The organism is Leifsonia sp. Ger2509 (genome assembly GCF_055231915.1).
Map to the genome: position 1 here is coordinate 3,652,997 of NZ_JBUYVB010000003.1, position 25,293 is coordinate 3,678,289.

The window sequence follows — 25,293 nt, forward strand, 5'->3', positions numbered from 1 at the left end:
TCCCTCGCGCCGCAGGACTGCCAGAATGGGGCGCGGAGGAAACGATGACCACTGTGGAAGAGTTCGCCGCGGGGTTCCGCGAGGAGCCCGGCTACCTGGACTACGGCCGGGTCGGGCCGCTGTCTGCGTCCGTACTGGCCGAGGCGACCGGGCAGAACGAGATCCTCGCCAAAGCACGGTTCGGCAGCGTCGAAGGGATGCGCCGGGAGGACCAGCGCCTGCGCGACGCCGTGTCGGCCCTGACCGGGTTCGACGCCGAACAAGTGGTCTTCCAGCCGAACACGAGCACAGGGCTCATGCACGCGATGTTCGGGATGACCGGGCGTGTTCTCCTCTCGGCCGGCGAGTTCCCGAGTGTCACGTTCGCCGCCGTTCGCGCGTCGCAGGCACTGCACGTGGTGAGCCCGACCTGGCTGGAGACCGATCACGGGCGGGTCACCCCCGGCCAGATCAAAGAGCAGCTCACGCCGGGCGTCGCTGCCGTCGCCGTGAGTCTTGTGGACTCGCGCACCGGCTACCTGACCGACATCGACGGCATCCGTCAGGTCATCGGCGATCGCCTGCTGATCGTGGATGCGATCCAAGGTTTCGGGGTCGTCGATGCGCCGTACGAAGTGGCCGATGTTGTCGTCTCCGGCGGCCAGAAATGGGTGCGTGCGGGATGGGGAACCGGTTTTCTCGCGCTGAGCGAGCGCGCCCTCGACCACCTCACCCCGGTCTTCAGCGGCTTCACCGGTACGGACGTGACCGAGTCGTGGGACGAGGTGGTCGATCCCAGCGCCACCGCGAAGGCGTTCAGTGTCAGCAATCCGGACCCGATCGCGGAGGCCCGGTTCGCGGCGGGACTCGAAGAGATCGCCGACATCGGAGTACCGGCCATCAACGCGGCGATCTCGGATCGGGTGGAGAGCGTGCTCGACCTTGCGGACGACTTCGCGATCCCCGTCGGGTCATCGCGGAGCGCAGACGAGCGGGCCGGAATCGTCGTGCTGGAACCGCAGCCGGAGCAGCTGACCGTGCTCGCCGCCTCACTTTTCAACCACGGCATCACCGCGACGGGCCGCGGGCAGAGCATCCGCCTCAGCATCCATGCGGGCACCGGCGAGGAGACCCTCGAGATGCTGCGCGCTGCGTTCACCTCGTACGCGAGCGCCTACTAGGTCGGCCCACGTTGCGGGAAGCCGCACAAGGCCCTCAACTGGGGTCACATTTCATCTGCTCGTAACGTGAAGATCAGGCGTGTCTGACCCGCCGTTGCGCCGACCGGACGTACCTTCTGACTATCGGGCACGGCGCCCGATCGAGACGGCCACGCACGTTCGTTTCGAAACAGACCGGCCGACTCGCCAACTGAATCCGATCGCACTCGCGGCGGTCGGGGTGGGAGTGGTTGTGGCCGAACTAGAAACCCGACAGCCAGCTGGAAACCAGGAGAACGGAACAGAACGGCGGGACTCGAAAGAGACGACTGAACAGATCGATCAGACCGAGCGTACCTATGTCCTGGATACCTCGGTCTTGCTGTCTGACCCGAAGGCGATCTTCCGGTTCGCCGAGCACGCCGTCGTCATTCCGGTTGTGGTGATCAGCGAGCTGGAGGGCAAACGCAACGACCCTGAGATCGGCTATTTCGCCCGCCAGGCTCTGCGCAACCTCGACGAACTCCGAATCAAGCACGAGCGGCTCGACTTCCCGATCCCGGTCGGCGACGGCGGCTCCCTGCGGGTCGAGCTGAACCACTCCAACATGTCGGTCCTGCCGAGCGGTCTGCAGCTGGGGGACAACGATTCGCGCATCCTCGCTGTCGCCCTCAACCTGTCGAACGACGGGCTGGCCGTGACGGTGGTCTCGAAAGACCTCCCGCTGCGCGTGAAGGCCGCCTCGATCGGCCTCGCGGCGGAGGAATATCGCGCCGAACTCGCGGTCGACTCCGGATGGACGGGGCTGGCCGAGATCACGCTGGGTTCGGACGCGATGGCCGACCTCTACGACCAGGAGACGGCCCGCTCGCCTCTCGTCGCCGAGCTGCCGGTGAACACCGGGCTCATCATCCACTCGGATCGTGGGTCCGCGCTCGGCCGGGTGACGGGGGAGCGCACGTTCAAGTTGGTCCGTGGCGACCGTGACGTGTTCGGGCTGCACGGACGGTCGGCGGAACAGCGGCTCGCGATCGACATGCTGCTCGACCCCGAGATCGGGATCCTTTCGCTGGGAGGTCGAGCCGGAACGGGGAAGTCCGCGCTCGCTCTCTGTGCAGGCCTCGAGGCGGTGCTCGAACGCAACCAGCACAAGAAGATCATGGTGTTCAGGCCGCTCTACGCGGTCGGCGGGCAGGAACTCGGCTACCTGCCCGGAGACCAGGGCGAGAAGATGAACCCGTGGGGGCAGGCGGTGTTCGACACGTTGGGCGCCCTGGTCTCGCAGAACGTCCTCGACGAGGTGCTGGACCGCGGGATCCTCGAAGTGCTCCCGCTCACGCACATCCGCGGCCGCTCGCTGCACGACGCCTTCGTGATCGTCGACGAGGCCCAGTCGCTGGAGCGCAACGTCCTTCTGACCGTGCTGAGCCGTGTCGGTACGAACTCGCGGGTCGTCCTCACCCACGATGTGGCCCAGCGCGACAACCTGCGGGTCGGCCGGCACGACGGTGTCGCATCCGTCATCGAGACGCTCAAGGGGCATCCGCTGTTCGCCCACATCACGCTGACCCGGTCGGAGCGCTCGGCGATCGCAGCGCTGGTCACCGAGATGCTGGAGGGCAACGAACTGGCCTGAGCCCGCCGCCTGCGGCTGTTGCAGCGAACCGCCCTCGTTCCCCCGGGACCGGGGGCGGTTCGCTAGGTCGTGCCTGTGGACGGATTCTGCGGAGCGCGGAGGCTTGCGGATAGCGTTTCGGGATGCGGGCGAGTTGGGGGATGCGGGGCATTTGGGGGATGAGGGCGAACTGGGGGATGCGGGCGATCTGGGGGATCTGGGGGATGCGGGGGCGGCGGGCTACGCCGCGGGGTCGGACGGCGCATGCGATGGATGGGGTCGACGCGGCCGTGCAGGTCGAGCTCGCAGCCTGTCTGCTCGTCGTGGGCTGGCGCGCGGCGGAGGGACAGCTGCCGGCCATGGTGCCGCTCGCGTATCTCGCTGCTGTGACCGGCGAGTTGTGCCGCATCGACCTTGCGGAGCTGCGCTTGCCGAACGCGCTCGTGGTGCCCGGCCTCGCTTGTGCGGGCGTCGGCGTCGTCTGGGCTGCGGTGACGGGTCGTGATCCGTCTGCGTCGCTGGCCTGGGGGGCCGGCTACGCGACCGTGCTGCTGATGCCCGCGCTGTTCGGAGGGGCCGGGATGGGCGATGTGAAGCTGGCCGCCCTGCTCGGCGTGGCGCTCGGTTCGATCGGTCCCGCAGTCGCTGTGCTCGGGGCGCTCGCGGCATTCGTCACCGCAGGTGGCGTCGCTCTCGTGACGGTCGTCGTCGGAGGCGCGCGACGCGGCGACGAGCTGGCCTTCGGGCCGTTCATGCTCGGCGGGTTCTGGGGCGCACTGGCGCTCGCGCCGGTCCTGTGACGAACGGCCGGCTGCTGCGTGTCAAGGCTGCGGCGGCCCGGGACGTGCGTACACGTACCGAGCCGCCGCGGATGAAGCGAAGGGCGACCGGGGTCAGCCCGGGTGCGTCATGCTCAGCACATCGAGAGCGGTGTCGAGCTGTTCGAGTGTCACCTCTCCGCGCTCCACGAAGCCGAGGTCGATGACGGCTTCGCGGATGGTCATGCCTTTCGCGACCGCGTGCTTGGCGACCTTGGCGGCGGCCTCGTAGCCGATCACACGGTTCAACGGGGTGACGATCGACGGCGACGACTCGGCGAACGCCCGGGCGCGGTCGACGTTGGCCTCGAGCCCGATGATGGTCTTGTCGGCGAGCACGCGGGACCCTTGCGAGAGCAGGCGGATGGACTCGAGCAGCGCGGTGCCCATCACCGGGATGGCGACGTTGAGCTCGAAGCTGCCCGATGCGCCGCTCCAGGCGATGGAGGCGTCGTTGCCGATGACGCGCGAGCAGACCATGAGCACGGCTTCGGGGATTACCGGGTTGACCTTGCCGGGCATGATGGACGAGCCGGGCTGAAGGTCGGGGATGCTGAGCTCGCCGAGTCCGGTGTTCGGGCCGGACCCCATCCAGCGCAGGTCGTTGCAGATCTTCGTGAGACTGACGGCGATGACACGCAGCGCGCCGGACGTCTCGACGAGGGCGTCGCGGTTGGCCTGCGCCTCGAAGTGGTTGCGCGCTTCGGTGATCGGAAGCTCGGTCTCCTGAGTGAGCAGTTCGATCACGAGCTGCGGGAAGCCGAGCGGCGTGTTGATGCCCGTTCCGACGGCGGTGCCACCGAGGGGGACTTCGGCGACACGGTGAAGTGCCGACTGGATGCGTTCGATGCCGAGGCGGACCTGCGCCGCGTATCCGCCGAATTCCTGCCCGAGGGTGACGGGTGTCGCATCCATCAGATGGGTGCGACCCGACTTCACGACCGTCGCCCAGAGCGTGGCTTTCTCCTCGAGGGCCACCGCGAGGTGGTCGAGCGCCGGGATGAGGTCGTCGATGAGCGCGCCCGTCACGGCGACGTGCACCGATGTCGGGAAGACGTCGTTGGACGACTGCGACGCGTTCACGTGGTCGTTCGGATGCACGGGGCTGCCGAGTCGTCGGCTCGCCAGCGTCGCGAGTACCTCGTTCATGTTCATGTTCGACGACGTGCCGCTACCGGTCTGGTACACGTCGATCGGGAATTCGCTGTCGTGCGCTCCGGTGACCACTTCGTCAGCGGAGGCCGCGATCGCATCGGCGATCGCCTGGTCGAGCACGCCGAGGCGGGCGTTGGCCAGGGCGGCCGACTTCTTGATGCGGGCGAGTGCGGCGATCTGGGCGGGCTCGAGAACGGACCCGGAGATCGGGAAGTTCTCGACTGCACGCTGCGTCTGGGCGCCGTAGAGGGCTTCGGCCGGAACGCGGACCTCGCCCATCGTGTCGTGTTCGATGCGGTACTCGGCATGAGCCGGGGTGTCCACCACGGTGTGTTTTCCTTTCTGGGGCGTCGCGCGCTGTGCGGGTTCGCCAGCGCGAGGCGCGTGTTTTGAGCCGGCTGGTCTCAGGCCAGTCCGACGACGATGTCGGGAACGGCCCGACCTTCCTGGAGGCGGTAGTTGGCACCAACGATAGCCAACCTTCCCTCCGCGACGGCAGAGCTGATCAGCTCGGAGCTCTGCAGGAGTTCGGCGACCGTGTCGCGCAGATGCTCGCGGCCCACCTCGCTCGCGTCGACGTCTGCGACCTCGATCGGGTGCTCGGGCGTCGCGTGCGTGACGCGCCGCACCGCCGGAACGATCGGTGCGATCAGGTTGGCGATGTGCGGGGGAAGCGGCTGCGCATCCGTCGACTGGGACTCGATCGCGGCCCGTACGGCACCGCATTCATCGTGCCCGAGCACGAGGATGAGCGGAACGTGGAGCACCTCGACCGCGTATTCGAGGGAGCCGAGCACCGATTCCGACATGACCTGGCCGGCGTTGCGCACGACGAACGCGTCGCCGAGGCCGAGGTCGAAGATGATCTCTGCTGCCAGCCTCGAATCGCTGCAGCCGAAGATCGCGGCAAGAGGGGACTGGGACGCAGCGAGGGTCTCGCGTCGCTCGACGTCCTGCCTCGGATGCTCGGGCTCGCCGGTGACGAACCGCTCGTTGCCGCGCAGCATGGCTTCCCAGACCCGCGACGGTCTCGGCGGGGTCATTTGGCTGCTCCGAGCGCGCTGAGCTGGCCGCACAGGGCGTCGGTCACCGTGCCGAACTCCGCGTCCTGCGCGGTGCCGAACACGACGACGGTGCTCGCACCCGCCTTGGTCGCGAGCGCATAGTCGACGTTGCCGTTGTCCTGGCCGGAATTGCGGTTGTCGTAGACGTCCCACTGGTGGCCGCAGCTGGTCTTCGTCGACGAGACGAGCGTGCGGTTCACCTGTGTGGCGAGCCAACTGTCGTTGGCATTGAAGCCCTGCATGATACCGATGTACTCCTTCGAGGGGGTGATGAGTCCGATGTACCAGGCGTCGACGCCGTCGGGCGTCTTCGTGCGCAGTTCGGCGGAGTTGGACGTCCAGCCGCTGGGGAGTTTCGGCGTGAGCAGTGAATCGGGCTCCGCGCCCTTCGCCTGGGCGGCGATCGAGGCGTAGTCGACGGCGGGCGAGGTGGGCGCCTGCCCGCGCGGGACGAACAGGACGATCAGCGCAACGACAGCAACGGTCGCGACCAACGACAGGACGAGGTTGTTCACCGTCTGCCGGTTGCGGTGGTTGCGTGAGTTCTGGGCTTTGCGCTCAGCGGTCTCTTCGGGTGTTTCCGGTCGCCCGAGCTCTGCCACGACTGCGGGGGGCCGTTTCGACGGACTCATTCGTCGTCAACGACTCCTGTCGTGGTCGGGGTGGCGCCAGCGCGGGCGGCGTCGAGCCGGGCCTTCGCGCCGATCAGCCATTCCTCGCAACGCCGGGCGAGCGCTTCGCCGCGCTCCCAGAGCGCGATCGAATCCTCGAGCGAGGTCGAGCCCTGCTCGAGCTCGGAGACGACCCTGACCAGTTCGTCGCGGGCCTCTTCATAGCTGAGCGTCGCGACTTCGGTGGGGGATTGCGCCATGTCATCCAGTCTAGTTCGAGCCACGATCGGTCCGCTGCGAGTTTCCACAGCCACGGCCGGAATCGCGGGGCACGCGGTCGGGTGCGCCCGATAACGTAGCTGCTGTGACCGACATTGATTGGATCGAGAGCACTCGGGAGTCGTACGACACGGTTGCAGAGAACTACACCGAGTTCACCGGGAACGCGGTAGGCCACTTGCCCATCGCTGAATCGTTTCTGGATCTCTTCTCGAGGCTGGTAGCCGCGCAAGGGCAAGTCCTGGATGCCGGGTGTGGCCCAGGGTGGGTAACCGCGTATTTGCGGAACAAGGGTCTCGAGATCAGCGGCATCGACCTGTCACCACGGCTCATCGAAATCGCCCGGGCCAATCACACCGATATCGAGTTCAAGGTCGGGTCGATCACCGACCTTCCGGTCGCAGCCCAGAGCCTTGCTGGAATCATCTGTTGGTGGGTACTGCATCATGTTCCGGATGCCGACCTCGGCACCGTGCTGACACAGTTCGCCGAGAAGCTGCAGCCGGGCGGTTATCTGCTTATCGGCGGCCATCTCGGCACATCGACGCATACGAAGACCGAGGGCTACGGAGGTCTGCCGATGAACGTCCACATGGCGAAGCGTCCGCTAGAAACCTTCGCCGAACTCATCGAGGCGCACGGCCTCGTAATCGATGTGCAAGCAACACTCGATCCAGCATCGAAGGCGCCGTCGCTCATACTCCTCGCGCACGCAGCCACATAGAGCGCGGCGTCATGCCCTCAGCCACTCGCCGGTCCCAGTAGGCGCGCGTCTCCGGGTCTTTGGCCGTTACCCGCCGTGACCGGATGAGACGGCGCCGATACGTCCCTCCGCCAGCGTGATCGCGAGTTCGGTGCCGGGCGGTGCCTCGTCGGCGGCGCGGGCGACCGAGCCGTCCGGGAGTTGCACGATCGCATAGCCGCGATCGAGGGTCCCCTGGGGAGAGAGCGCGCGCAGCTGCGAGCGCAGCTCGCCCGTGCGTGTGGTCTCGCGGTCGACGAGCCTCAGCGCGAGTTCGGCGCCGCGGGCGACGTAGCGGGTGAGCTCCTCGGCTCGCGTGTCGACGATCCACGACGGCGACACCATCGACGGCCGGGAGCGAAGATGCCCGATGCGGTCGATCTCCGCCGTCACGAGGTGAGTGAGCCGCATGCTGAGCCGAGCGCGGGCCTGGTGCACACGCACGATCTCTTCGGCGACGTCGGGCACGACGCGCTTCGCCGCATCCGTCGGCGTGGATGCGCGCAGGTCGGCCACCTCGTCGAGGAGCGGCCGGTCCGCCTCGTGGCCGATCGCACTCACCAAGGGTGTCGAGCATTCCGCTGCAGCCCGCACCACGCGCTCGTCGCTGAAGCCGAGGAGGTTCTGGAAGTCTCCGCCGCCGCGCGCGACGATGATCACATCCACCTCGGGGTCGGCGTCGAGGGCGCGGATCGCGGCGGACACGTCGGGCACGACGCGTTCACCCTGTACAGCGGTGTGGATGGTGCGGAACCGCACCGCCGGCCAGCGCAGTTGCGCGTTGCGCAGCACATCCTTCTCGGCGTCGGAGTCACGGCCGGTGATCAGGCCGATGCAGTGCGGCAGGAACGGCAGCTTCTTCTTGCGGTCGGCGTCGAAGAGCCCCTCGCCCGCGAGCTGCCGCCGAAGTCGTTCGAGGCGTTCGAGGAGGTCGCCGAGCCCGACATGCTTCATGTCGAACACCTGCATGGTCAGGGTGCCGCCCTTGACCCAGTAGTTGGGCTTGATGAGGGCGACCACGTGATCGCCCTGCTTCAGGTCGGCTGGGATGCGCGTGCGCACCGACGACCAGATCGTGAAGCTGACGGTCGCGTCTTCGCTGAGGTCTTTGAGCTTGCCGTAGACGTTGCCGCCCGAGATTCCCCACTGGGTGATCTCACCCTCGACCCATGCGGTTCCGAGCCGCTCGATGTACCCGCGGATCTTGGCCGACAGCGTCGCGACCGGCCACGGTTCGTCAGCGGTCGGAAGCCCGGCCGGCGCCGGCGCGCTCGTCGCCGCAGGAGGGGCGTCTGTCACGTCCATCCTTCCCATCCGGTCTCCAGCGCCCTCACCTAGACTTGACGGGTGAGCGACGCAACGATCAGCCTGCCCATGCCGAGAATCCCCGGCGTGCGCGGCAGGCTCAAGGATACCCCGGTCGTCGGACACAAGCGGGTCCTCCTGGCGGCACCCCGTGGATACTGCGCGGGTGTGGACAGAGCGGTGATCGCCGTCGAGAAGGCGCTGGAGCATTACGGCGCCCCGGTGTACGTCCGCAAGCAGATCGTCCACAACGTGCACGTCGTATCGACCCTCGAACAGCAGGGCGCGATCTTCGTCGACGAGGTCGACGAAGTCCCTGAAGGAGCGCACGTCGTCTTCAGCGCGCACGGTGTGTCGCCCGCCGTGGTGCGTGCAGCATCCGATCGCGGTCTGCAGGCGATCGACGCCACCTGCCCGCTCGTCACCAAAGTGCATCGGGAGGCGGTGCGCTTCGCTCGCGACGATTTCGAAATCCTCCTGATCGGCCACGAAGGACACGAAGAAGTCGAGGGCACCGCGGGCGAGGCCCCGGAGCACGTCACGCTGGTGAACAGTCCGGACGACGTTCCGAACATCCAGGTCAAGGACCCGAACAAGGTCGTGTGGCTCTCGCAGACCACGCTCTCGGTCGACGAGACGATGGAGACCGTGCGCCGGCTCCGCGAGCGGTTCCCGAACCTGCAGGACCCGCCCAGCGACGACATCTGCTACGCCACCCAGAACCGCCAGGTCGCGATCAAGAAGGTCGCCGAAAATGCCGACCTGGTGATCGTCGTCGGTTCGGCGAACTCGTCGAACTCGGTCCGTCTTGTCGAGGTGGCGCTCGAGTACGGCGCGAAAGCGGCCTACCGCGTCGACTACGCCAGCGAGATCAAACAGGAATGGCTCGACGGTGTCGAGACCGTCGGCGTCACCAGTGGCGCGTCGGTTCCGGAAGTCCTCGTACAGGAAGTGCTCGACGACCTGGCGGGCGCAGGCTACGGCGACGTCCAGGAGGTCAAGACCGCCGAAGAAGACCTGATGTTCTCGCTGCCGAAGGAGCTCCGCAAAGACCTCTCCGGCAAGGCGGATGCGCGTGCACTCGGGGGCCGCAGCAACTGATTCGGCGCCGGATGGAAGCATCCGACCGCACTCTCGGTTGACCACGACAGTCAACCGAAAGGAACCTCCTCATGACCATCGTCGTCACCGGAGCAACCGGCCACCTGGGCCGCCTCGTCATCGACAATCTCCTCGCTCGCGGGGTGGATCCGTCCGAGATCCGCGCCGCCGGCCGCAATGCCGCGAAACTCGAGGCGCTGGCGGGGCTTGGCGTCTCGACCGCTGTCATCGACTTCGAGGACCCGGCCACGCTCATCCCGGCGTTCACGGGTGCGGATGCGCTCCTGCTGGTCTCCGGGAGCGAGGTCGGAAAGCGGATGCCGCAGCACACGAACGCCATCGATGCGGCGGCCGCGGCCGGTGTCGGGCGGATCGTCTACACGAGTGCACCGCGCGCGGACGCGACGGAGCTCGCCGTCGCGCCTGAGCACAAGGCGACCGAGGAGCTGATCCAAGCATCCGGTCTTCCGTTCACCTTCCTACGCAACAACTGGTACACCGAGAACTACGTCGTCACGCTCGAGCAGGCGCGCGGGACCGGGAAGGTCGTGGCGAGCGTCGGCGACGGCCGGGTCGCCAGCGCGACCCGCAACGACTACGCGGATGCTGCCGCCGTCGTGCTGTCGACACCGGGGCACGAGGGAAAGATCTATGAACTCAGCGGTGACACCGCGTGGTCGTTCGCTGACCTGGCAGAGGCGATCGGCGAGATCATCGGATCGGATGTGGTCTACACCCCCGTCGAACCCGACGAGTACGTGGGCATCCTCCTGGCCGCGGGGCTGGATGAAGGAACAGCCGGATTCGTCGTCGCTCTCGACCAGAACATCCGCAACGGTGCGCTCGCCGACGTGACGGGCGACCTGCGCGCACTCATCGGCCGCCCGACGACCACGCTCGTCGACGGCCTGCGCGCCGCCGTCGCGTAGCAGATGGCCGGGGCTCAGCCCGAGAGGCGGGGTCAGCCCGAGAGGTGACTGTAGAAGTCGAGCAGGGTGGGGTCGCTCGCGATGATCGCGGTGAAGCACACGAACAGTGCGATGAAGGCGAGGACCCCGCCGATGATGGGGATGTAGAACGCGAGCTTGTGCCGGGTCAGCCGCAGGACCGAGAGCACCGCTGAGAGCACCCAGATTCCCACCATCGAGATCTCGCCCACGAGCATGATCAACGAGACCGACGCGGCCGGCTTGTAGGTTCCCAGGCTCTCGGTCGCGTAGAACTGCTGAATCGACGTGGGCGCGGCTGCGATCGTCCCGATCGACAGGAACATGCCGAAGATTCCTGCGATCAGAAGCAGGATCGTCACCGGCTGGTTCCACGCGGGCACCGGATGCTCGCCCGCGGCTTGCGCGAGCAGCTCCTCTTCGTGGGAGCGCGCCGGGGTCGCCGAACGTTCAGGGTGAGCATCCGGCGCTGGGTGCGCGGTGTCGAGCCGGTCCGCATCCTTCGGTGGATGCCACACCCAGCCTTCCGGGGCGAGCTCGCCGAACTGCGGGCGAGGGCGCTCGTCCGGGTCCTTCTTGTCGTCGGCCATGGCGCGGCCGCCCCTCCTGTTACTTGCCGGAGTGGCCCGCGGAGCCGAGCTGCTGGGTCGCCTCGACGACGCGCGCCGCCATCGCGGTCTCGGCGACCTTGCCCCAGGCGCGCGGGTCGTACGCCTTCTTGTTTCCGACTTCGCCGTCGATCTTCAGCACGCCGTCGTAGTTCGAGAACATGTAGCCGGCGATCGAGCGGGTGAACGCATACTGCGTGTCCGTGTCGATGTTCATCTTCACGACGCCGTTGGCGACCGCTTCCGCGATCTCAGCGTCGGTCGAGCCGGAACCGCCGTGGAAGACCAGGTCGAGCGGCTTCGGACCGGTGCCGTATTTCGCGGCGAGGCCGTCCTGGATGGTCTTCAGCAGCTCCGGGCGCAGCTTCACGTTTCCGGGCTTGTAGACGCCGTGGACGTTGCCGAACGTGAGGGCGGCCATGTAGCGGCCGTTCTCGCCGAGACCGAGGGCCTCCACCGTGGCGATCGCGTCGTCGAGAGTCGTGTAGAGGTGCTCGTTGATGTCGTGACTGACGCCGTCTTCTTCCCCGCCGACGACGCCGATCTCGACCTCGAGGATCGCGTTGATCGCCTTGGTGCGCTTGATCATGTCCTTCGCCATGTCGAGGTTCTCCGTGAGGGGAACCGCCGAGCCGTCCCACATGTGGGACTGGAAGATCGGGTTGCGACCGGCCTTGACCTCTTCTTCGCTCGCAGCGATGAGGGGAAGGACGAAGCCGTCGAGGGCGTCCTTCGGGCAGTGGTCGGTGTGCAGGGCGACCGTGATCGGGTAGTTCTTGGCGACCTCAGTGGCGAACTTGGCGAAAGCGATGGCGCCCGCGGCACGGTTCTTCACGGTCTGGCCGGCGAAGTAGTCGGCGCCACCGGTGGTCACCTGGATGATGCCGTCGCTGCCCGCCTCGGTGAGACCCTGCAGCACCGCGTTGATCGTCTGCGACGAGGAGACGTTGAAAGCGGGGTAGGCGAATCCGCCGGCCTTCGCCTTGTCGAGCATCTCGGCGTACTGATCCGGTGTGGCGATGGGCATTGCGTCTCCTCGACGGTGGTGTTTTGGCGGGTTGTTCACATCATACCGAGCAGCATTTGCGCCGAATGCTGTTCGGCCGCTCGATAAACTGGCAGGGTCGCCCGGAACGTGCGAAGGCACCGGTCGGGGCGGTCGCCATCGTCGTCGAACAATCCGTCCGGGAGGACCCACCGTGAACAGCACCGACACCGCAACGCTCTACATGCACCCCGATCGGAACCTCGCGCTCGAGCTGGTGAGGGCGACGGAAGCGGCGGCGATCCGTGCGACGCCGTTCATCGGGCGCGGAGACAAGAACGCCGCCGACGGCGCCGCAGTGGATGCGATGCGCGCCTTCCTGGGCACCGTCAACTTCGACGGCGTCATCGTCATCGGCGAGGGCGAAAAGGACAACGCACCGATGCTGTTCAATGGCGAGCACGTCGGGAACGGTCGAGGTCCTGCCTGCGACATCGCGGTCGACCCGATCGACGGAACCTCGCTGACCGCAGCGGGCCGTCAGAACGCCCTGTCGGTGATCGCGGTGTCCGATCGGGGCACGATGCTCGACGCGTCGAGCGTCTTCTACATGAACAAGATCGTCACCGGGGCCGAGGGCCGCGGTGTCGTGGACCTGTCACAGTCGATCGGGGACAACATCCGAGAGCTGGCGAAGGTCAAGAAGAAGGATGTCGGCGAGATCCGGGTCGCCGTGCTCGATCGGCCGCGCCACGAGGGTCTGATCGACGAGATCCGGTCGGCGGGCGCCGGTACCCGGCTGATGCTCGACGGCGATGTCGCGGGCGGCATCAATGCTGCGCGCTACGAGTCGCGGATCGACATGTGCGTGGGGATCGGTGGGAGCCCGGAAGGGATCACGACGGCGTGCGCGATCAAGGCGATCGGCGGTTTCATGCAGGGGCAGCTGGCCCCGCGGGATGACGCGGAACGGGAGAAGGCGCGCGCAGCGGGCCTCGACTACGGCGTGATCATGGAGGCGGACGAGATGGTCAAGGGCGACAACACGTTCTTCGTGGCGACCGGTGTCACCGACGGTGGGCTCGTCGAGGGCGTACGACGCAAGGGACCGATCATCCGCACAGAGTCGATCGTGCTGCGGAGCCGCTCCGGCACCATCCGTCGGATCGTCGCCGACCACCTTGCAGAGAAGTGGCTGTAGCGCGCCTCGCTACGCGCTCTTGCGCTCGTGCTCGTCGCGACCGGCGAGCTCGAGCGGAGCGAGTTCACTCACGAGCTCGAAGGCGGTGAGTTCGCGCGGAGCCTCCTCGATGCCGTCGAGCACGCCGATCACTTTGGACTCGTCGAGCGCGTTGAGCTTGCGGGCGGTCGGCAGCACCTGGCGCTCGAGGGAGCCGACGAAGCCGTTGTAGTCCTTGACCGTGCGTTCGATCGACCGGCCGAGCTTTTCGATGTGCGAGGCGGTCGTCGACAGCCGCGAATACAGCTCGCGGCTCAGGTCGAAGAGCACCTTCGCGTCGTGGGTGAGCACATCCTGCTGCCAGCTGAACGCGACCGTCTTGAGCACCGACCAGAGCGTGACCGGGGACGCGAGGGCAACGCGCTTGCTGAACGCGAACTCCATGATCGTCGGGTCGGCTTCCATCGCGGACGACACGAGCGACTCACTCGGGATGAAGGCGATGACGAGTTCGGGGGAGGCCTCCAGCCCCGCCCAGTACGTCTTGCTGCCGAGCGTCGTGATGTGGTCGCGGACAGCCTTAACATGCTGCTTGAGGAGCGCCTCGCGCTGCGCCGCCTCGACGCCTGTCGCAGTCGCCGGGATCTGGCTGGCCTCCAGGTAGGCGTTGAACGGCACCTTGGCGTCGAGCGCGATGCTCTTTCCACCCGGAAGGTGCACGATCATGTCGGGCCGGCCCGCGCCAGAATCGGAGTGGATGCTCGACTGCACCGAGAAATCGACACGCTCGAGCAGGCCCGCGGCCTCGACCACGCTGCGGAGCTGCGTCTCGCCCCACACTCCGCGGGTGCTGTTCGACCGCAGGGCGGACGCGAGCGCTTCCGCCGTGCTCCGCAGACGCTCCTCGCTCTCCGTCGCCGACTTCAACTGCTGTGTCAGCTCGCCGTGCTGGTGGCTCCGCTGGGCTTCGAGCTCGGTGACCTTCTTCTGCATGTCCTGGAGACTCTCGCGCACAGGGGCGAGCGCCTGGAGCACCTTGCTCTCGGACCGTTCACGCTCTTCGCGCGCCTGCTGCTCTGTGCGGTGGCGCTCGACGAGCTCGCGATACTGGTCCTGCAGGCCGCCCACCTGCTCGCGGAGCGCATCCACCCGCGCCTCGGCCGCAGCCAGGTCGGAACGGATCTCAGCCTGGATCTCCGCCTCGGACGCCCGGACCTGCGCGAGCTCCACCTCGTGACGCGCGACCAGCACCGCCGGGGCGTCGACGGGCGCCGCCGGAGCGGCCTCCGCGCGGTTGCGCAGCACGAGCATGGTGGCGAACCCGCCGAGGATTGCTCCGCCGACGAGTCCGAGGATCAACGCGAGAATGGGGTCCATGGCACCAGTGTGACAGCGGCCCCCGACAGCGCCCGTCTCAAGCGCCGTGAACCGCGAAATCGGGTTCTGATCGCGCGGCTCTACGCGGCGACGGGTGTGCCGATGCGCCCCACCCGTGCGGCGGTTGCCGCAGCCAGTTCGGAGATCGAGGATGCGTCGTGCCGCCGGGCGGCGTGGATGATGATCGCCGCGCACGCCTCCGCGTCGGCCAGAGCATCGTGGTGGTGGAAGTCTTCGAAGCCCGCGGCCATGGCCGCGACCGGCAGCCGGTACGAGTCGAGGTTGTAGGTCTTGCGTGCGACCTGGAGGCTGCAGAGGTAGGAGAAATCGGGGCAGGCCAGCCCTGTCGCTGCGCACGCGCCGCGGATCACACCCATGTCGAAGCCGGCATTGTGTGCGACGAGGTGGTCGCCCTCGGCGAAGTCGACCAGGTCGGGCAGCTGGTCGGCCCAGCCTGCGGCCCCCACCACATCCGATGCACGGAGACCATGGATGCGCGTATTCCATTCGAGGAATTCGTCGTGCCCGAGCGGGGGCTGGATCAGCCATCCGGTGCGATCCACGACGCGACCTGCGCGGACCTTGATCAGCCCGACCGAACAAGCGGACGCACTGCTGGAGTTCGCGGTTTCGAAGTCGATTGCGGTGAAATCCAGTGGCACGGTGTCATGGTCGCACGCACGGCCGACGTCGCTGCGGAGGATCGCCGTGTGCCGCATATCCGCTCTCCACAATCGGCCGCGACGACGTCGGCGGCCCTGCCTAGACTCGAAGCATGCGCGAAAGAAACGACGTGACCGCACACGCTCGGGCCTTCGATCGGGCGGCCGACGTTTACGAGGCGTCGCGGCCGAGCTATCCGCGCGAGGCTGTCGACTGGCTCGTGCCGCCGGAGGCGAAGCGGGTGCTCGACCTCGGGGCGGGAACGGGCAAGCTGACCAGGCTGCTCCTCGACAGGGGTCTCGACATCGTCGCCGTCGACCCGTCCGCACAGATGCTGGGCGTGCTCGAGCGGTCGCTCCACGGCATCCCGACGCACATCGGCACGGGGGAGGACATCCCGCTCGGCGACTCGAGCATGGACGCCGTGGTGTCCGGGCAGGCCTGGCACTGGGTCGATCCAGTGCGCGCCGTCCCGGAGGTCGCCCGTGTGCTGAGGCCCGGGGGAACGCTTGGACTCGTCTGGAACTCGCGCGATGAGACGGTCGACTGGGTCGCCGAATTGGGCAGCCTCATCGGAGGCGACGTCGTCTACGCCCCCGCGAACACTCCGCCACGTGTCGGACCGCCGTTCGGCCCGCTCGAGACCGCCACGATGCACTGGACGCAGGAGCTCACGATCGACGGCCTGCTCGACCTCGTGCGGTCGCGCAGCTACCTCATCGTCAAGACGCCCGAGGAGCAGGCGGCGGTTCTCGACTCCGTGCGGCGGCTGGCCGCGGAGCATCCCGCGCTCGCCGGTCGCGACACCATCGTCATGCCGTACATCACAGAGTGCTACCGAACCCGCCTGCCGCTCGACGCCGGCTGAAGCAGCACGGAATGAAAGGATCATCGTGTTTCTCGGACTCCGCACCATTGTCTATCCCGCCCCTGACCTCGACGCCAGCAGAACCTGGTGGTCGGGGGTGCTCGGGGTGCCCCCTTACTTCGACGAGCCGTTCTACGTCGGTTTCAATCCCGGCGGCTACGAACTGGGACTCGACCCGGCGGCTGATCCGTCGATCGGGCCGCGAACGTACTGGGGCGTCCGCGACGTCGAGGCCGAGGCCGCAAAGCTCGTCGCTGCCGGCGCGGTCGTCGTCGAACCCGTCACCGAGGTCGGTGAAGGCATTAAGTTGGGCATGTTCCGCAGCCCGGCAGGCGACCTCATCGGGCTGATCGAGAACCCGGTGTTCGAAGCGACGCCTCCACCCGTCGAGGCCGGAGGCGGCACCGGGCGCTGAAGTCGGGGGAGGGTCGGCGGACGCGGGCGGCGCGCTCCGGGACCGCCGGTAGACTGGACCCCCGTGGCTCTCACTATCGCGATCGTCGGACTCCCCAATGTGGGCAAATCGACCCTTTTCAACGCCCTCACCAAGAACACGGTCCTCGCAGCGAACTATCCCTTCGCCACGATCGAGCCCAACGTCGGTGTCGTCAGCCTGCCTGACTCGCGCCTGAACACGCTGGCCGAGATCTTCAACAGCGAGCGCATCCTGCCGGCACCGGTGTCGTTCGTCGACATCGCCGGCATCGTCAAAGGCGCGAGCGAGGGCGAAGGGCTCGGCAACAAGTTCCTGGCGAACATCCGCGAGGCCGACGCGATCGCCCAGGTCGTGCGCGGCTTCGACGACCCGGATGTCGTGCACGTCGACGGAAAGGTCGACGCGGCGAGCGACATGGAGACCATCAACACCGAGCTCATCCTCGCCGACCTCCAGACCCTCGAGAAGGCCGAGGCGCGCTACGAGAAGGAGGTCAAGGGCCGCAAGCTGGAGCCGATCGTGCTCGAGACTGCTCGCGCTGCCCGGGCGATCCTCGATGAGGGCAAGCCGCTCTCGAGCGCATCCCTCGACCTGACCCCGATCCGCGAACTTGGCCTGCTGACGGCGAAGCCGTTCATCTATGTCTTCAACGTGGACGAGGCCGTGCTGACCGACGACGCGAAGCGCGCAGGGCTCGCCGAACTCGTCGCGCCCGCCCAGGCGGTGTTCCTCGATGCCAAGCTCGAGTCCGAACTGATCGACCTCGATGCCGAGGACGCCGCCGAGTTGCTGGCGTCGACCGGCCAGGAGGAGAGCGGCCTCGACCAGCTCGCCCGAATCGGCTTCGACACCCTCGGCCTGCAGACCTACCTCACGGCCGGCCCCAAGGAGTCGCGCGCGTGGACCATCCACAAGGGCTGGAAGGCTCCACAGGCCGCCGGCGTCATCCACACCGACTTCGAAAAAGGGTTCATCAAGGCGGAGGTCATCTCATTCGACGACCTGGTCGAGACGGGCTCGGTGCACGAGGCGCGCGCGAAGGGCAAGGCGCGCATGGAGGGCAAGGACTACGTCATGCAGGACGGCGACGTGGTCGAGTTCCGCTTCAATGTCTAGGTGATGTCGAGTCGGCGCTAACTACCCGATAGCGTCGGCTTTTCGGTCGGTTACTGACGTCTCGATCGGCCCGGTGAGGCCTGCCGCGTCGAGGGCCGCGACCGCGACCCGCCGTCCCTCGGCGATGAGTCGCGGCACGTCGGACATCCGCCACTGCGCCATGCCCTCCATCTCGGGCTGGATGAGCACCACGGACGGGTCCTGAGCGAGGTCTGCGGTGCGTGTGACCATGCGCATCATCCGCACGTTCTCCCACTTCGCGTGCAACCGCACCACGATGACGCGGGATGCGCCGAGCGCCCGCGTGGCCTCGACCGGAACGTTGTCGATGATGCCGCCATCCGCCAGCAGCATCACGCCGTCGCGCACCGGCGGGAGCAGCCCGGGCACGGCGATGGTCGACCGCAGTGCGGCGCCCAATGGGCCCTTGGCGATCGTCACGGCCCGGCGGGTCCGGAGGTCCGTGGCGACGGCAGCGAACCTGCGGGGAAGGTGCTCGATCAGTGGATCGGCGCCAAGTACGCGGCGAACGGACTCGGTGACCGCGGTCGTGTCGAGCAGGCCCCACCGCGGCGTCAGCGACCACCGCGCGATCGCGCTCCAGCGGAACGAGCGTGCTGCTCGCTCGATCGCCGACGGCTCGAAGCCGGCCGCATAGGCTGCGGCCACCAGGGCGCCAGAGCTGGTGCCGGTGACGATCCCCGGGCGGATGCCGCGCTCCTCGAGCACCTGAAGAACGCCCACGTGAGCCGCGCCGAACGCACCGCCGCCGCCGAGCGTCAGACCCAGGGTGCGATCATCGCGCACGGCGTCCTCCAGTCCTTGAGTGGTCGGAGAAATTTACCATCGGACGGGTGGGAGATTTCTGTGCGTAGGCCGGATGAGAACTGGGTGTCCGCTATCCCAGGAGCCCGCGACGGAATCCCTCGGCGACAGCCGCCGCCCGGTCGCCGACGCCGAGCTTCGCGTAGATTCTGAGCAGGTGGGTCTTCACAGTCCCTTCGCTGACGTGCAGACGCGCACCGGCGTCGCGGTTGGTCGCACCGTCCGCGAGCAGCGCCAGTACCTGGAGTTCGCGCGGACTGAGCAGGCTGGTTTCCGGTGTGCGCACCCGATCCACGAGCCGCGACGCCACGGACGGCGCGAGGGAGGTGCGCCCCTTCGCGGCGTCGTGCACGGCGCGCAGCAGGTCGTCGCGCGGCGCATCCTTGAGCAGGTAGCCGGTGGCGCCGGCCTCGATGGCCGGCAGGACATCGGAGTCCGCGTCGTAGGTGGTCAGAACGACGACCCGGGTGGGCAGTCCGAGACGGACGAGTTCGCGGATCGCGGTGACGCCGTCGGTGCCGGGCATCCGCAGATCCATGAGCACGACATCCGGATTGAGCGCTCTCGCGAGGCTGACCGCCGCGGCCCCATCCGATGCTTCGCCCACCACTTCGATGTCCGGGTCGGAAGAGACCATCCCGACGATTCCGTCGCGGACGACGGGATGGTCGTCGACGACGAGCAGGCGTACGGGGCTCATCCGGGCACCTCGACGCGAACGGCTGTTCCCCTTCCGGGACTGGATTCGACCACGAGATCGCCGGCGAGCGCGGCGATCCGTTCCCGCATGGCAACGAGGCCGAAACCTCCAGCGGTGGTCGCGCCAGGCTGCGACCCGGGGTCGAACCCGCGTCCGTCGTCCCGCACTTCGAGGTGTGCACCCCGGGCATCGCGACGGAAGATCAGCGTGACCTGGTGCGCGTCCGCATGTCTTTCGACGTTTGCGAGCGCTTCCTGCGCCGCACGCAGGAGCGCTACTTCGGCATCCGTCGACAGGGTCGGGCCGACGGCGGATGCGCGCACATCGACAGGAATGCCGGTCCGTTCCGACCAGCGGCGCGCTGTCTGCGCGATCGCCTCCGGCAGCCGATCCGCTTCGAGGGCGGCCGGGCGCAAGGCCTGCACCGAGCGCCGTGCCTCCGCGAGCCCGTCGCGCGCAAGAGTGAGCGCGGCCTCGGTGTGCCGATCGCGGGCCGGCGCGGTCGGCGCCTCTTTCGCCGCCTGCAATTGCGTCACGATTCCGGCGAAACCCTGCGCCAGGGTGTCGTGGATCTCGCGGGCGAGCCGCGCACGCTCGGCCTCGGTGGCCCCCCGTTGAAGCTGCTGCTCCGCGAGACGCAGGCCCCAGGACAGCCCGCACATGACGATGACGTTGAGCGCCACCACGACGATCCTCTCACCCGTGCCCGTCGCTCCCGTGCTGAGCGCGGAGGCCTGGGCAAGCCCCGCCACGACGGCGGTCGCGCCGACCGCCAGCAGCTCCCACGGCCACGGAACGATCGAATAGGCGAAGGTGAAGGTGGCGATCGTGAGGAAGGCGAACCAGCTGTCGAGGAAGACGAGGAGCAGGTTGATCGCGATCAGGCCGGTCATAAAGACGGCGACCGCTACCGGGCTCTCGCGCCGACGGAGCAGGCGACGCATCACCGGCACCCACGCCCCGTACGCAGCGCAGAGCAGCAGCTCAGGGACGAGCCGCGCCCAGTCGCCCCAGCCCGAGACGACGGCGAACACCGTCAGCATCGCGAGCACCAGATAGGGCGTGACCGTGAGCACGGTCCGCCAGCGCGGATGGATCACGAGGCGACCCTACACGCCCTTCGGGAAGATCGCCCGCATGCGGGGGCGGTTGACCATGATCGCCACCGGCAGCACGAGAAGCCCGCAGACAGCCTGCTCGATGCGCACCCAGTCGGGGAGGAAGCCGGGGATCGAGACGATGACGATGACGGCTGCGACGACGATGGGGCTGATGATCCGGAGGCGCACCCAGGCCTGCCGCGAACCGCGGGCCGCGCTGAGTCCGATCAGGAACAGGATGACCGCGCTGCCTAGCACGAGCGAGCATCGGATCCAGATCGCGATCGCCACCGAGGTGCCGGTCAGGGACAAGGCGAGGAGCAGGGCCAGCATCGCCGTGCTGAGGATGAGGAATCCGGCGAGCAGGAGAAGGGAAGGGCGGAAGGCCGCGCGGCGTGCGTCGTCGGTGCTTGCCTGGGCGGCGGAAGCGAATCTGTTTGTCATAGCTCAAGCGTCGCGAACCCGGTCCCGTCGCGAATCCACCGGTCGGCCGGAGTTCCCAACCGAACGGTGGACTTCCGCTCAGGCGCACTCGCGCTACGGTGGGGTGCAACGTTCCTGATCATGGAGGCCCATGCCGTACACCGTCGACTTCGTGAACGTTTCCACCGTCGGACTGGAATCGTCGCCGGTGGCCGAGGCCCTCGCAGGCTTGCGCGCCAACGAAGCGCGCTACTTCAAGAACAAGTACGACCACGACTTCACGGTCAGCCCGGCGAGCGAGGCGCCGGAAGCGCTCGACTGGATCACCCGCATCCTCAAGGAGGAACGCGATCTCGTGATCGAGTCCCGCCCTCTCGAGGTGACCGCGTTCGAGGTCGTTGGCATCCGTATGGCCTATGTGTTCTACGAGTCGGGACTCTCGATCAACGCGATGTACACGATCGACGACGCGGGGAAGCGGGCCGTCGGGTTCAAGCTCTCCGAGGGGATGGAGATTCCCGAGGAGCTTGCGTCCCGCTTCAAGTTCGCTCGCCAGAAGTCGAAGCTGGCCGGCGTGATCCGCGGTTCGTTCTTCGTGATCAAGGGCGAGTACTAGTCACCACTGGCGGCGCGCAGTCGCTTTCGGCCCGGCGACGAGGGTTCCGGCCGGCACATCGTCGGCGACGATCGAACCGGCCGCGATGACCGCATCCCGCCCGATGCTGACCCCGGGCAGGATCGTCGCCCCTGCGCCGATCCAGACGTTCTCGGCGACATCGATCGGTCCGCCCGTCAGCCAGATCCGCCGGTCGTCGGTGTCGACCGGATGCCCGACGGTGATGAACGTGACCTTGGGGCCGACCATGACGCGCTCACGGAGCCGGATGCCCGCGTAGTCGAGGAACGTGCAGTTCTGGTTGATGAACACTCGCTCGGCGAGGTCCAGGTGCAGGCCGTGGTCGGTGTAGAACGGCGGGTAGATCGTGACGCGCTGCGGCAGGGGCCGGCCGAGGATGCGTTCGAACAACTCCGCCTTGCTGGCTTCGTCGTCGAAGGGGAGTACGTTCAGCCGGGACGTGAGTTGGGTCGCCTCCAGGACCCGCTCGGACATGGCCTGGAACTCCGGACTGTGGATGCGGATGAGAAGTTCGCTGGGCACCTCACGATCCTCACACCGGCCGACGGGGTGGCACAGCAGACACGCGCGACGAGCACCCGTCAGATGACCTCGTCGACGAACGCGGCAACGGATGCGGTTACCAGCTCCGCGACCCCGCGTGCGTTGAGCTGCGCGGAGGCGGCCACCCTCATCCCATGGTCCGCTGCAGGGACAGGGACGATCCGGATGTTTGAGCTGTCGCCCACCTCGGATGCGAGTGTCGCCGCTGTTCCGAACGTGTCACGCTCGCCCTGCAGCACCAGAACGGGCACGGTCGGCGTGAGCAGTTCGCTGAGCCGTGACTTGTCCGGGCTGCCCGGCGGATGGAGCGGAAACGCGAGGCACACGACTCCCACGGCGCCGACCTCGGCGGCGGTCCTGCAGGCTACGCGCGCTCCCGCGCTGCGCCCGCCGACCAGCACAGGAAGACCCGAGGCGAGCTGCCTCAGAGCCGGGGCTGTTTCGAGCCAGGCGACGTCCAGCGTGGGCGGCCGGGCGGCCACACTCCGACCGGCGACACGCCAGGGCTGTTCGTAGCGAGCAATCGTGATTCCCAAACCCGGCAAGGTCCGTGCCAGTGCCACAAGGTCAACGGCACCGATTCCACCTCCGGCCCCGTGACCCAACCACAGCACCGCCCGCGGGGTCTCCGCCGCATCTACGACCAGACGGCCGGGGCCGAGCGAGGTGGGCACATCGACATCCATGTGTCCGACGGTACCGCCGCCGGCCGCCCAGGCGTACCGTTCGCGAAGATCGCCGTCGCGATCGCCGACGGTCACTCTGTGTTCACCCAATGGTTGGAATCGGGGAGTCCGATGGCTGTGAAGGACGAAGGACTTCAACTCAGGAGGGGAACATGAGTAACAATCTGAAGCGCGCCACAGGCGCCTTCGTGGTCGGCCTGCTCGCAGTGGCCGGGGCGTTGGCCGGAACCGTTGGACCGGCGTCTGCTGCGACAGCCAACCCCGCGCGCGCCGGGGCGTCGCAGTCCGCTGCAACCTGTCAGCTGGCCAACAACGTCAAACACGTCGTGCAGATCCAGTTCGACAACGTCGACCGGCTGCGCAACCAGCCGAACGTTCCGAGCGACCTCGAGCAGCTGCCCACGCTGAGGAATTTCCTCACCACCAACGGCGTGCTGCTGACCAACACACACGACGTTCTGTCGCACACCGCGACCAACTTCGTCGCCAACCAGACCGGCCTGTACCCGGACCGCAATGCGATCACCCAGTCCAACAGCTTCAGCTACTACGACCAGGCGGGCGGAACCCACACGGGACTCTCGTTCTCGTATTGGACCGATCGCCTCGTGGACGCGAGCGGACATCCGGCCGACGCTAACTACAACGTGCAGTACGCCGCAGATCGCCAGGACGTTCCGAACGCCACGGATGTCAACGCTCCGGCTCCCTGGGTGCCGTACACGCGAGCCGGCTGCAATGTCGGCGAAGTCGGGATGTCGAACACCGTCCTCGAGAACACAGGCCTGGACATCACGACCGTCTTCGGCGCGGGCTCACCTCAGGCGACGCAGGCCGCCGCGAACCCGACGAAGGCCGCGGCAGACTATGTCGGCTTCGCGGTCCACTGTGCCAGCGGAGCATCCTTATGCGCCACCGGGCAGACCGACGCACTGCCCGACGAGCCCGGCGGCTATGCGGGATACAAGGCGCTCTTCGGGAATGCCGAGATCCAGCCCGCCATCAGCCCGTCGGGAGCGGTGAGAGCGCTCGACGGCTCCGTCATTGCGGATGCGAAAGGCAACGCGGGATTCCCCGGATTCGATTCCGAGACACCCACGAACTCGCTCGGCTACGCGGCCCAGATGCTCGAGAACGGCGTGCCGATCACGAATATCTACGTATCGGATGCGCACACGGACCACACCAGCGCCAACACCGGTGACCTCGGCCCGGGCGAGCAGACCTACGAGCAACAGCTCCAGGCGTATGACAAGGCGTTCGGGCAGTTCTTCGATCGTCTGGCGAAGGACGAAATCAACGCGTCCAACACCGAGTTCGTGGTGACGACGGATGAGGGTGACCATTTCTCGGGAAGCCAGCCGGTACCCGCCGGATGCACCGGCGCTGCGGGCAACTACTGCTCCTACGCGACCAAGTCCGAAGTGAACGTGAACCTGCCCGGACTGCTGGCCACGCAGACCGGCAATACGACACCGTTCGCCATCCACAGCGATCCTGCCCCGGCGATCTGGGTCACCGGCAACCCGTCGCGGACGAGCGCCTCGGTGCGCCAGCTCGGACGTGATCTCTCGTCGCTGAGCTTCACGAACCCCCTGGCGGGCGGCACAGACAAGGTTGCCAACCAGCTCGCCGATCCTGTGGAGGAGAAGATCCTGCACTTCGTGAGTTCGGACCCGGCGCGGACACCGACCTTTACCGCGTTCTCCGGTGAGGACGACTTCATCACGAGCGGACCGACGAACTGCTCGAGTCCGTGCAGCTTCACCTCGTCGCGCTTCGCGTACAACCACGGTGGCCTGCTTCCCGACATGCAGGACATCTGGGCCGCCTACGCCGGACCCGGCGTCAAGGCGCGAGGTGTGGATGCGTCGACCTGGACCGACCAGGTCGACGCCCGGCCGACGCTGCTGGCGCTGACCGGACTTCACGACGACTACCCGGTCGATGGGCGCGTGCTCGTGGAGATCGCGTCACCGTCTGCGCTGCCATCGTCCCTGCGCGCTCACCACGAGACCGTTGCCAGGCTGGGGCAGGCGTACAAGCAGATCCTGGCCACGAACGGACAGTTCGCCGCCGCGACTCTCGCAGCCTCGACGCGGGCGCTTGCCAGCGGGAGTTCGGCAGACGACCGCACCTACACGCGAATCGAGAATTCGCTGGTGCGGCTCGATGCGCAGCGCGACAGGCTCGCTGACGCCATCCGTTCGCAACTGCTCGGCGCAGCCTTCGGGCACACCGCGGTCGACGAGCGTGCGGCTGCCGTGCAGCTCGTCGCGGCTCGGCTGCTTCTGGCGGAAGCCCGGGCTCTCTGAGGTTGATGCTGTCGGGCCGGCGGTCTCGATCGCCGGCCCGACAGCCCAGGCGCGC

The 25,293-nt window shown here is 67.5% G+C and carries 27 protein-coding genes; 12 read left to right on the forward strand and 15 right to left on the reverse strand.

All coding sequences use genetic code 11. The features are described from left to right. Window positions 1-44 precede the first annotated feature (44 nt). From ACV7NN_RS17705 to ACV7NN_RS17715, 3 genes are all read left to right on the forward strand, one after another. Entirely contained in the window at window positions 45-1,160 is a 1,116-nt protein-coding gene (locus ACV7NN_RS17705; protein WP_463350871.1) for an aminotransferase class V-fold PLP-dependent enzyme, read from the forward strand. Window positions 1,161-1,476: 316 nt separating this feature from the next. Beyond that, on the forward strand, window positions 1,477-2,775 hold the full coding sequence (locus tag ACV7NN_RS17710) for a PhoH family protein (RefSeq protein WP_463351318.1): 1,299 nt from the start codon (window positions 1,477-1,479) through the stop codon (window positions 2,773-2,775). A gap of 248 nt (window positions 2,776-3,023) precedes the next feature. Continuing rightward, on the forward strand, window positions 3,024-3,554 hold the full coding sequence (locus ACV7NN_RS17715) for a prepilin peptidase (protein WP_463350872.1): 531 nt from the start codon (window positions 3,024-3,026) through the stop codon (window positions 3,552-3,554). A gap of 93 nt (window positions 3,555-3,647) precedes the next feature. Here ACV7NN_RS17715 and ACV7NN_RS17720 read toward each other — a convergent pair whose 3' ends face one another. The 4 genes from ACV7NN_RS17720 to ACV7NN_RS17735 form a co-directional block, all read right to left on the reverse strand. Then, entirely contained in the window at window positions 3,648-5,054 is a 1,407-nt protein-coding gene (locus tag ACV7NN_RS17720; protein WP_463350873.1) for a class II fumarate hydratase, read from the reverse strand. A gap of 77 nt (window positions 5,055-5,131) precedes the next feature. Continuing rightward, entirely contained in the window at window positions 5,132-5,770 is a 639-nt protein-coding gene (locus tag ACV7NN_RS17725; RefSeq protein WP_463350874.1) for a carbonic anhydrase, read from the reverse strand. Beyond that, complete coding sequence (locus tag ACV7NN_RS17730) at window positions 5,767-6,423, reverse strand: DUF4245 domain-containing protein (protein ID WP_463350875.1); 657 nt, start codon at window positions 6,421-6,423, stop codon at window positions 5,767-5,769. Before ACV7NN_RS17730 ends, ACV7NN_RS17725 begins: the two co-directional genes overlap by 4 nt. Further along, window positions 6,420-6,662, reverse strand: coding sequence for an exodeoxyribonuclease VII small subunit (locus ACV7NN_RS17735; protein WP_463350876.1), 243 nt, complete (start codon window positions 6,660-6,662; stop codon window positions 6,420-6,422). Before ACV7NN_RS17735 ends, ACV7NN_RS17730 begins: the two co-directional genes overlap by 4 nt. Before the next feature lie 104 nt (window positions 6,663-6,766). On the opposite strand from ACV7NN_RS17735, the gene ACV7NN_RS17740 reads away from it, so the two are divergent. Beyond that, window positions 6,767-7,405, forward strand: a complete 639-nt coding sequence (locus ACV7NN_RS17740) for a class I SAM-dependent methyltransferase (RefSeq protein WP_463350877.1) — start codon at window positions 6,767-6,769, stop codon at window positions 7,403-7,405. 66 nt (window positions 7,406-7,471) lie between these two features. Here the strand turns inward: ACV7NN_RS17740 and xseA are convergent, their stop codons facing one another. Continuing rightward, window positions 7,472-8,728 carry an exodeoxyribonuclease VII large subunit gene (gene xseA / locus ACV7NN_RS17745; RefSeq protein WP_463350878.1) on the reverse strand — a complete coding sequence of 419 codons (1,257 nt, stop codon included), beginning with the start codon at window positions 8,726-8,728 and terminating at the stop codon, window positions 7,472-7,474. 69 nt (window positions 8,729-8,797) lie between these two features. Between xseA and ACV7NN_RS17750 the strand changes: the two genes are divergently transcribed. Continuing rightward, window positions 8,798-9,829 carry a 4-hydroxy-3-methylbut-2-enyl diphosphate reductase gene (locus ACV7NN_RS17750; protein ID WP_463351319.1) on the forward strand — a complete coding sequence of 344 codons (1,032 nt, stop codon included), beginning with the start codon at window positions 8,798-8,800 and terminating at the stop codon, window positions 9,827-9,829. Window positions 9,830-9,900: 71 nt separating this feature from the next. Beyond that, complete coding sequence (locus tag ACV7NN_RS17755; protein ID WP_463350879.1) at window positions 9,901-10,758, forward strand: SDR family oxidoreductase; 858 nt, start codon at window positions 9,901-9,903, stop codon at window positions 10,756-10,758. Window positions 10,759-10,790: 32 nt separating this feature from the next. Here the strand turns inward: ACV7NN_RS17755 and ACV7NN_RS17760 are convergent, their stop codons facing one another. Together ACV7NN_RS17760 and fbaA are read right to left on the reverse strand one after the other, a co-directional pair. Then, the gene (locus ACV7NN_RS17760; protein WP_463350880.1) at window positions 10,791-11,366 is read right to left on the reverse strand and encodes a DUF6264 family protein; all 576 of its coding nucleotides are present in this window, start codon (window positions 11,364-11,366) and stop codon (window positions 10,791-10,793) included. Between the two features lie 19 nt (window positions 11,367-11,385). After that, on the reverse strand, window positions 11,386-12,411 hold the full coding sequence (gene fbaA, locus ACV7NN_RS17765; RefSeq protein ID WP_463350881.1) for a class II fructose-bisphosphate aldolase: 1,026 nt from the start codon (window positions 12,409-12,411) through the stop codon (window positions 11,386-11,388). A gap of 202 nt (window positions 12,412-12,613) precedes the next feature. On the opposite strand from fbaA, the gene glpX reads away from it, so the two are divergent. Beyond that, window positions 12,614-13,570 (forward strand): class II fructose-bisphosphatase, encoded by a 957-nt coding sequence (glpX, locus tag ACV7NN_RS17770; protein WP_463351320.1) that lies wholly within the window; start codon window positions 12,614-12,616, stop codon window positions 13,568-13,570. 9 nt (window positions 13,571-13,579) lie between these two features. Here glpX and ACV7NN_RS17775 read toward each other — a convergent pair whose 3' ends face one another. Both ACV7NN_RS17775 and ACV7NN_RS17780 read right to left on the reverse strand, forming a co-directional pair. Next, window positions 13,580-14,926: a DNA recombination protein RmuC gene (locus ACV7NN_RS17775; RefSeq protein WP_463350882.1), complete on the reverse strand. Its 1,347-nt coding sequence runs from the start codon at window positions 14,924-14,926 to the stop codon at window positions 13,580-13,582. 80 nt (window positions 14,927-15,006) lie between these two features. Further along, window positions 15,007-15,588, reverse strand: a complete 582-nt coding sequence (locus ACV7NN_RS17780; protein ID WP_463350883.1) for an exonuclease domain-containing protein — start codon at window positions 15,586-15,588, stop codon at window positions 15,007-15,009. Window positions 15,589-15,701: 113 nt separating this feature from the next. On the opposite strand from ACV7NN_RS17780, the gene ACV7NN_RS17785 reads away from it, so the two are divergent. The 3 genes from ACV7NN_RS17785 (at window position 15,702) to ychF (ending at window position 18,009) form a co-directional block, all read left to right on the forward strand. After that, complete coding sequence (locus tag ACV7NN_RS17785; RefSeq protein ID WP_463350884.1) at window positions 15,702-16,457, forward strand: class I SAM-dependent methyltransferase; 756 nt, start codon at window positions 15,702-15,704, stop codon at window positions 16,455-16,457. Between the two features lie 25 nt (window positions 16,458-16,482). After that, window positions 16,483-16,872: a VOC family protein gene (locus ACV7NN_RS17790; RefSeq protein ID WP_463350885.1), complete on the forward strand. Its 390-nt coding sequence runs from the start codon at window positions 16,483-16,485 to the stop codon at window positions 16,870-16,872. Window positions 16,873-16,935: 63 nt separating this feature from the next. Next, window positions 16,936-18,009: a redox-regulated ATPase YchF gene (gene ychF, locus ACV7NN_RS17795; RefSeq protein ID WP_463350886.1), complete on the forward strand. Its 1,074-nt coding sequence runs from the start codon at window positions 16,936-16,938 to the stop codon at window positions 18,007-18,009. A 21-nt stretch (window positions 18,010-18,030) separates the two neighbouring features. Here the strand turns inward: ychF and ACV7NN_RS17800 are convergent, their stop codons facing one another. The 4 genes from ACV7NN_RS17800 to ACV7NN_RS17815 form a co-directional block, all read right to left on the reverse strand. Continuing rightward, window positions 18,031-18,816: a patatin-like phospholipase family protein gene (locus ACV7NN_RS17800; protein ID WP_463350887.1), complete on the reverse strand. Its 786-nt coding sequence runs from the start codon at window positions 18,814-18,816 to the stop codon at window positions 18,031-18,033. Between the two features lie 91 nt (window positions 18,817-18,907). Beyond that, entirely contained in the window at window positions 18,908-19,534 is a 627-nt protein-coding gene (locus ACV7NN_RS17805; RefSeq protein ID WP_463350888.1) for a response regulator, read from the reverse strand. After that, window positions 19,531-20,634, reverse strand: a complete 1,104-nt coding sequence (locus ACV7NN_RS17810) for a sensor histidine kinase (protein WP_463350889.1) — start codon at window positions 20,632-20,634, stop codon at window positions 19,531-19,533. The genes ACV7NN_RS17805 and ACV7NN_RS17810 overlap by 4 nt, the downstream gene beginning before the upstream one ends. Before the next feature lie 9 nt (window positions 20,635-20,643). Further along, window positions 20,644-21,078 (reverse strand): hypothetical protein, encoded by a 435-nt coding sequence (locus tag ACV7NN_RS17815; RefSeq protein WP_463350890.1) that lies wholly within the window; start codon window positions 21,076-21,078, stop codon window positions 20,644-20,646. Window positions 21,079-21,208: 130 nt separating this feature from the next. Here ACV7NN_RS17815 and ACV7NN_RS17820 point away from each other — a divergent pair, with 130 nt between their 5' ends. Next, window positions 21,209-21,673: a phage tail protein gene (locus ACV7NN_RS17820; protein WP_463350891.1), complete on the forward strand. Its 465-nt coding sequence runs from the start codon at window positions 21,209-21,211 to the stop codon at window positions 21,671-21,673. Here ACV7NN_RS17820 and ACV7NN_RS17825 read toward each other — a convergent pair whose 3' ends face one another. Then, a complete protein-coding gene (locus ACV7NN_RS17825) occupies window positions 21,674-22,216 on the reverse strand; it encodes a sugar O-acetyltransferase (protein ID WP_463350892.1) in 543 nt (180 codons plus the stop codon). Between the two features lie 59 nt (window positions 22,217-22,275). After that, window positions 22,276-22,998, reverse strand: coding sequence for an alpha/beta hydrolase family protein (locus ACV7NN_RS17830; protein WP_463350893.1), 723 nt, complete (start codon window positions 22,996-22,998; stop codon window positions 22,276-22,278). A 77-nt stretch (window positions 22,999-23,075) separates the two neighbouring features. Here ACV7NN_RS17830 and ACV7NN_RS17835 point away from each other — a divergent pair, with 77 nt between their 5' ends. After that, window positions 23,076-25,238, forward strand: a complete 2,163-nt coding sequence (locus ACV7NN_RS17835; RefSeq protein ID WP_463350894.1) for an alkaline phosphatase family protein — start codon at window positions 23,076-23,078, stop codon at window positions 25,236-25,238. Window positions 25,239-25,293 lie beyond the last annotated feature (55 nt).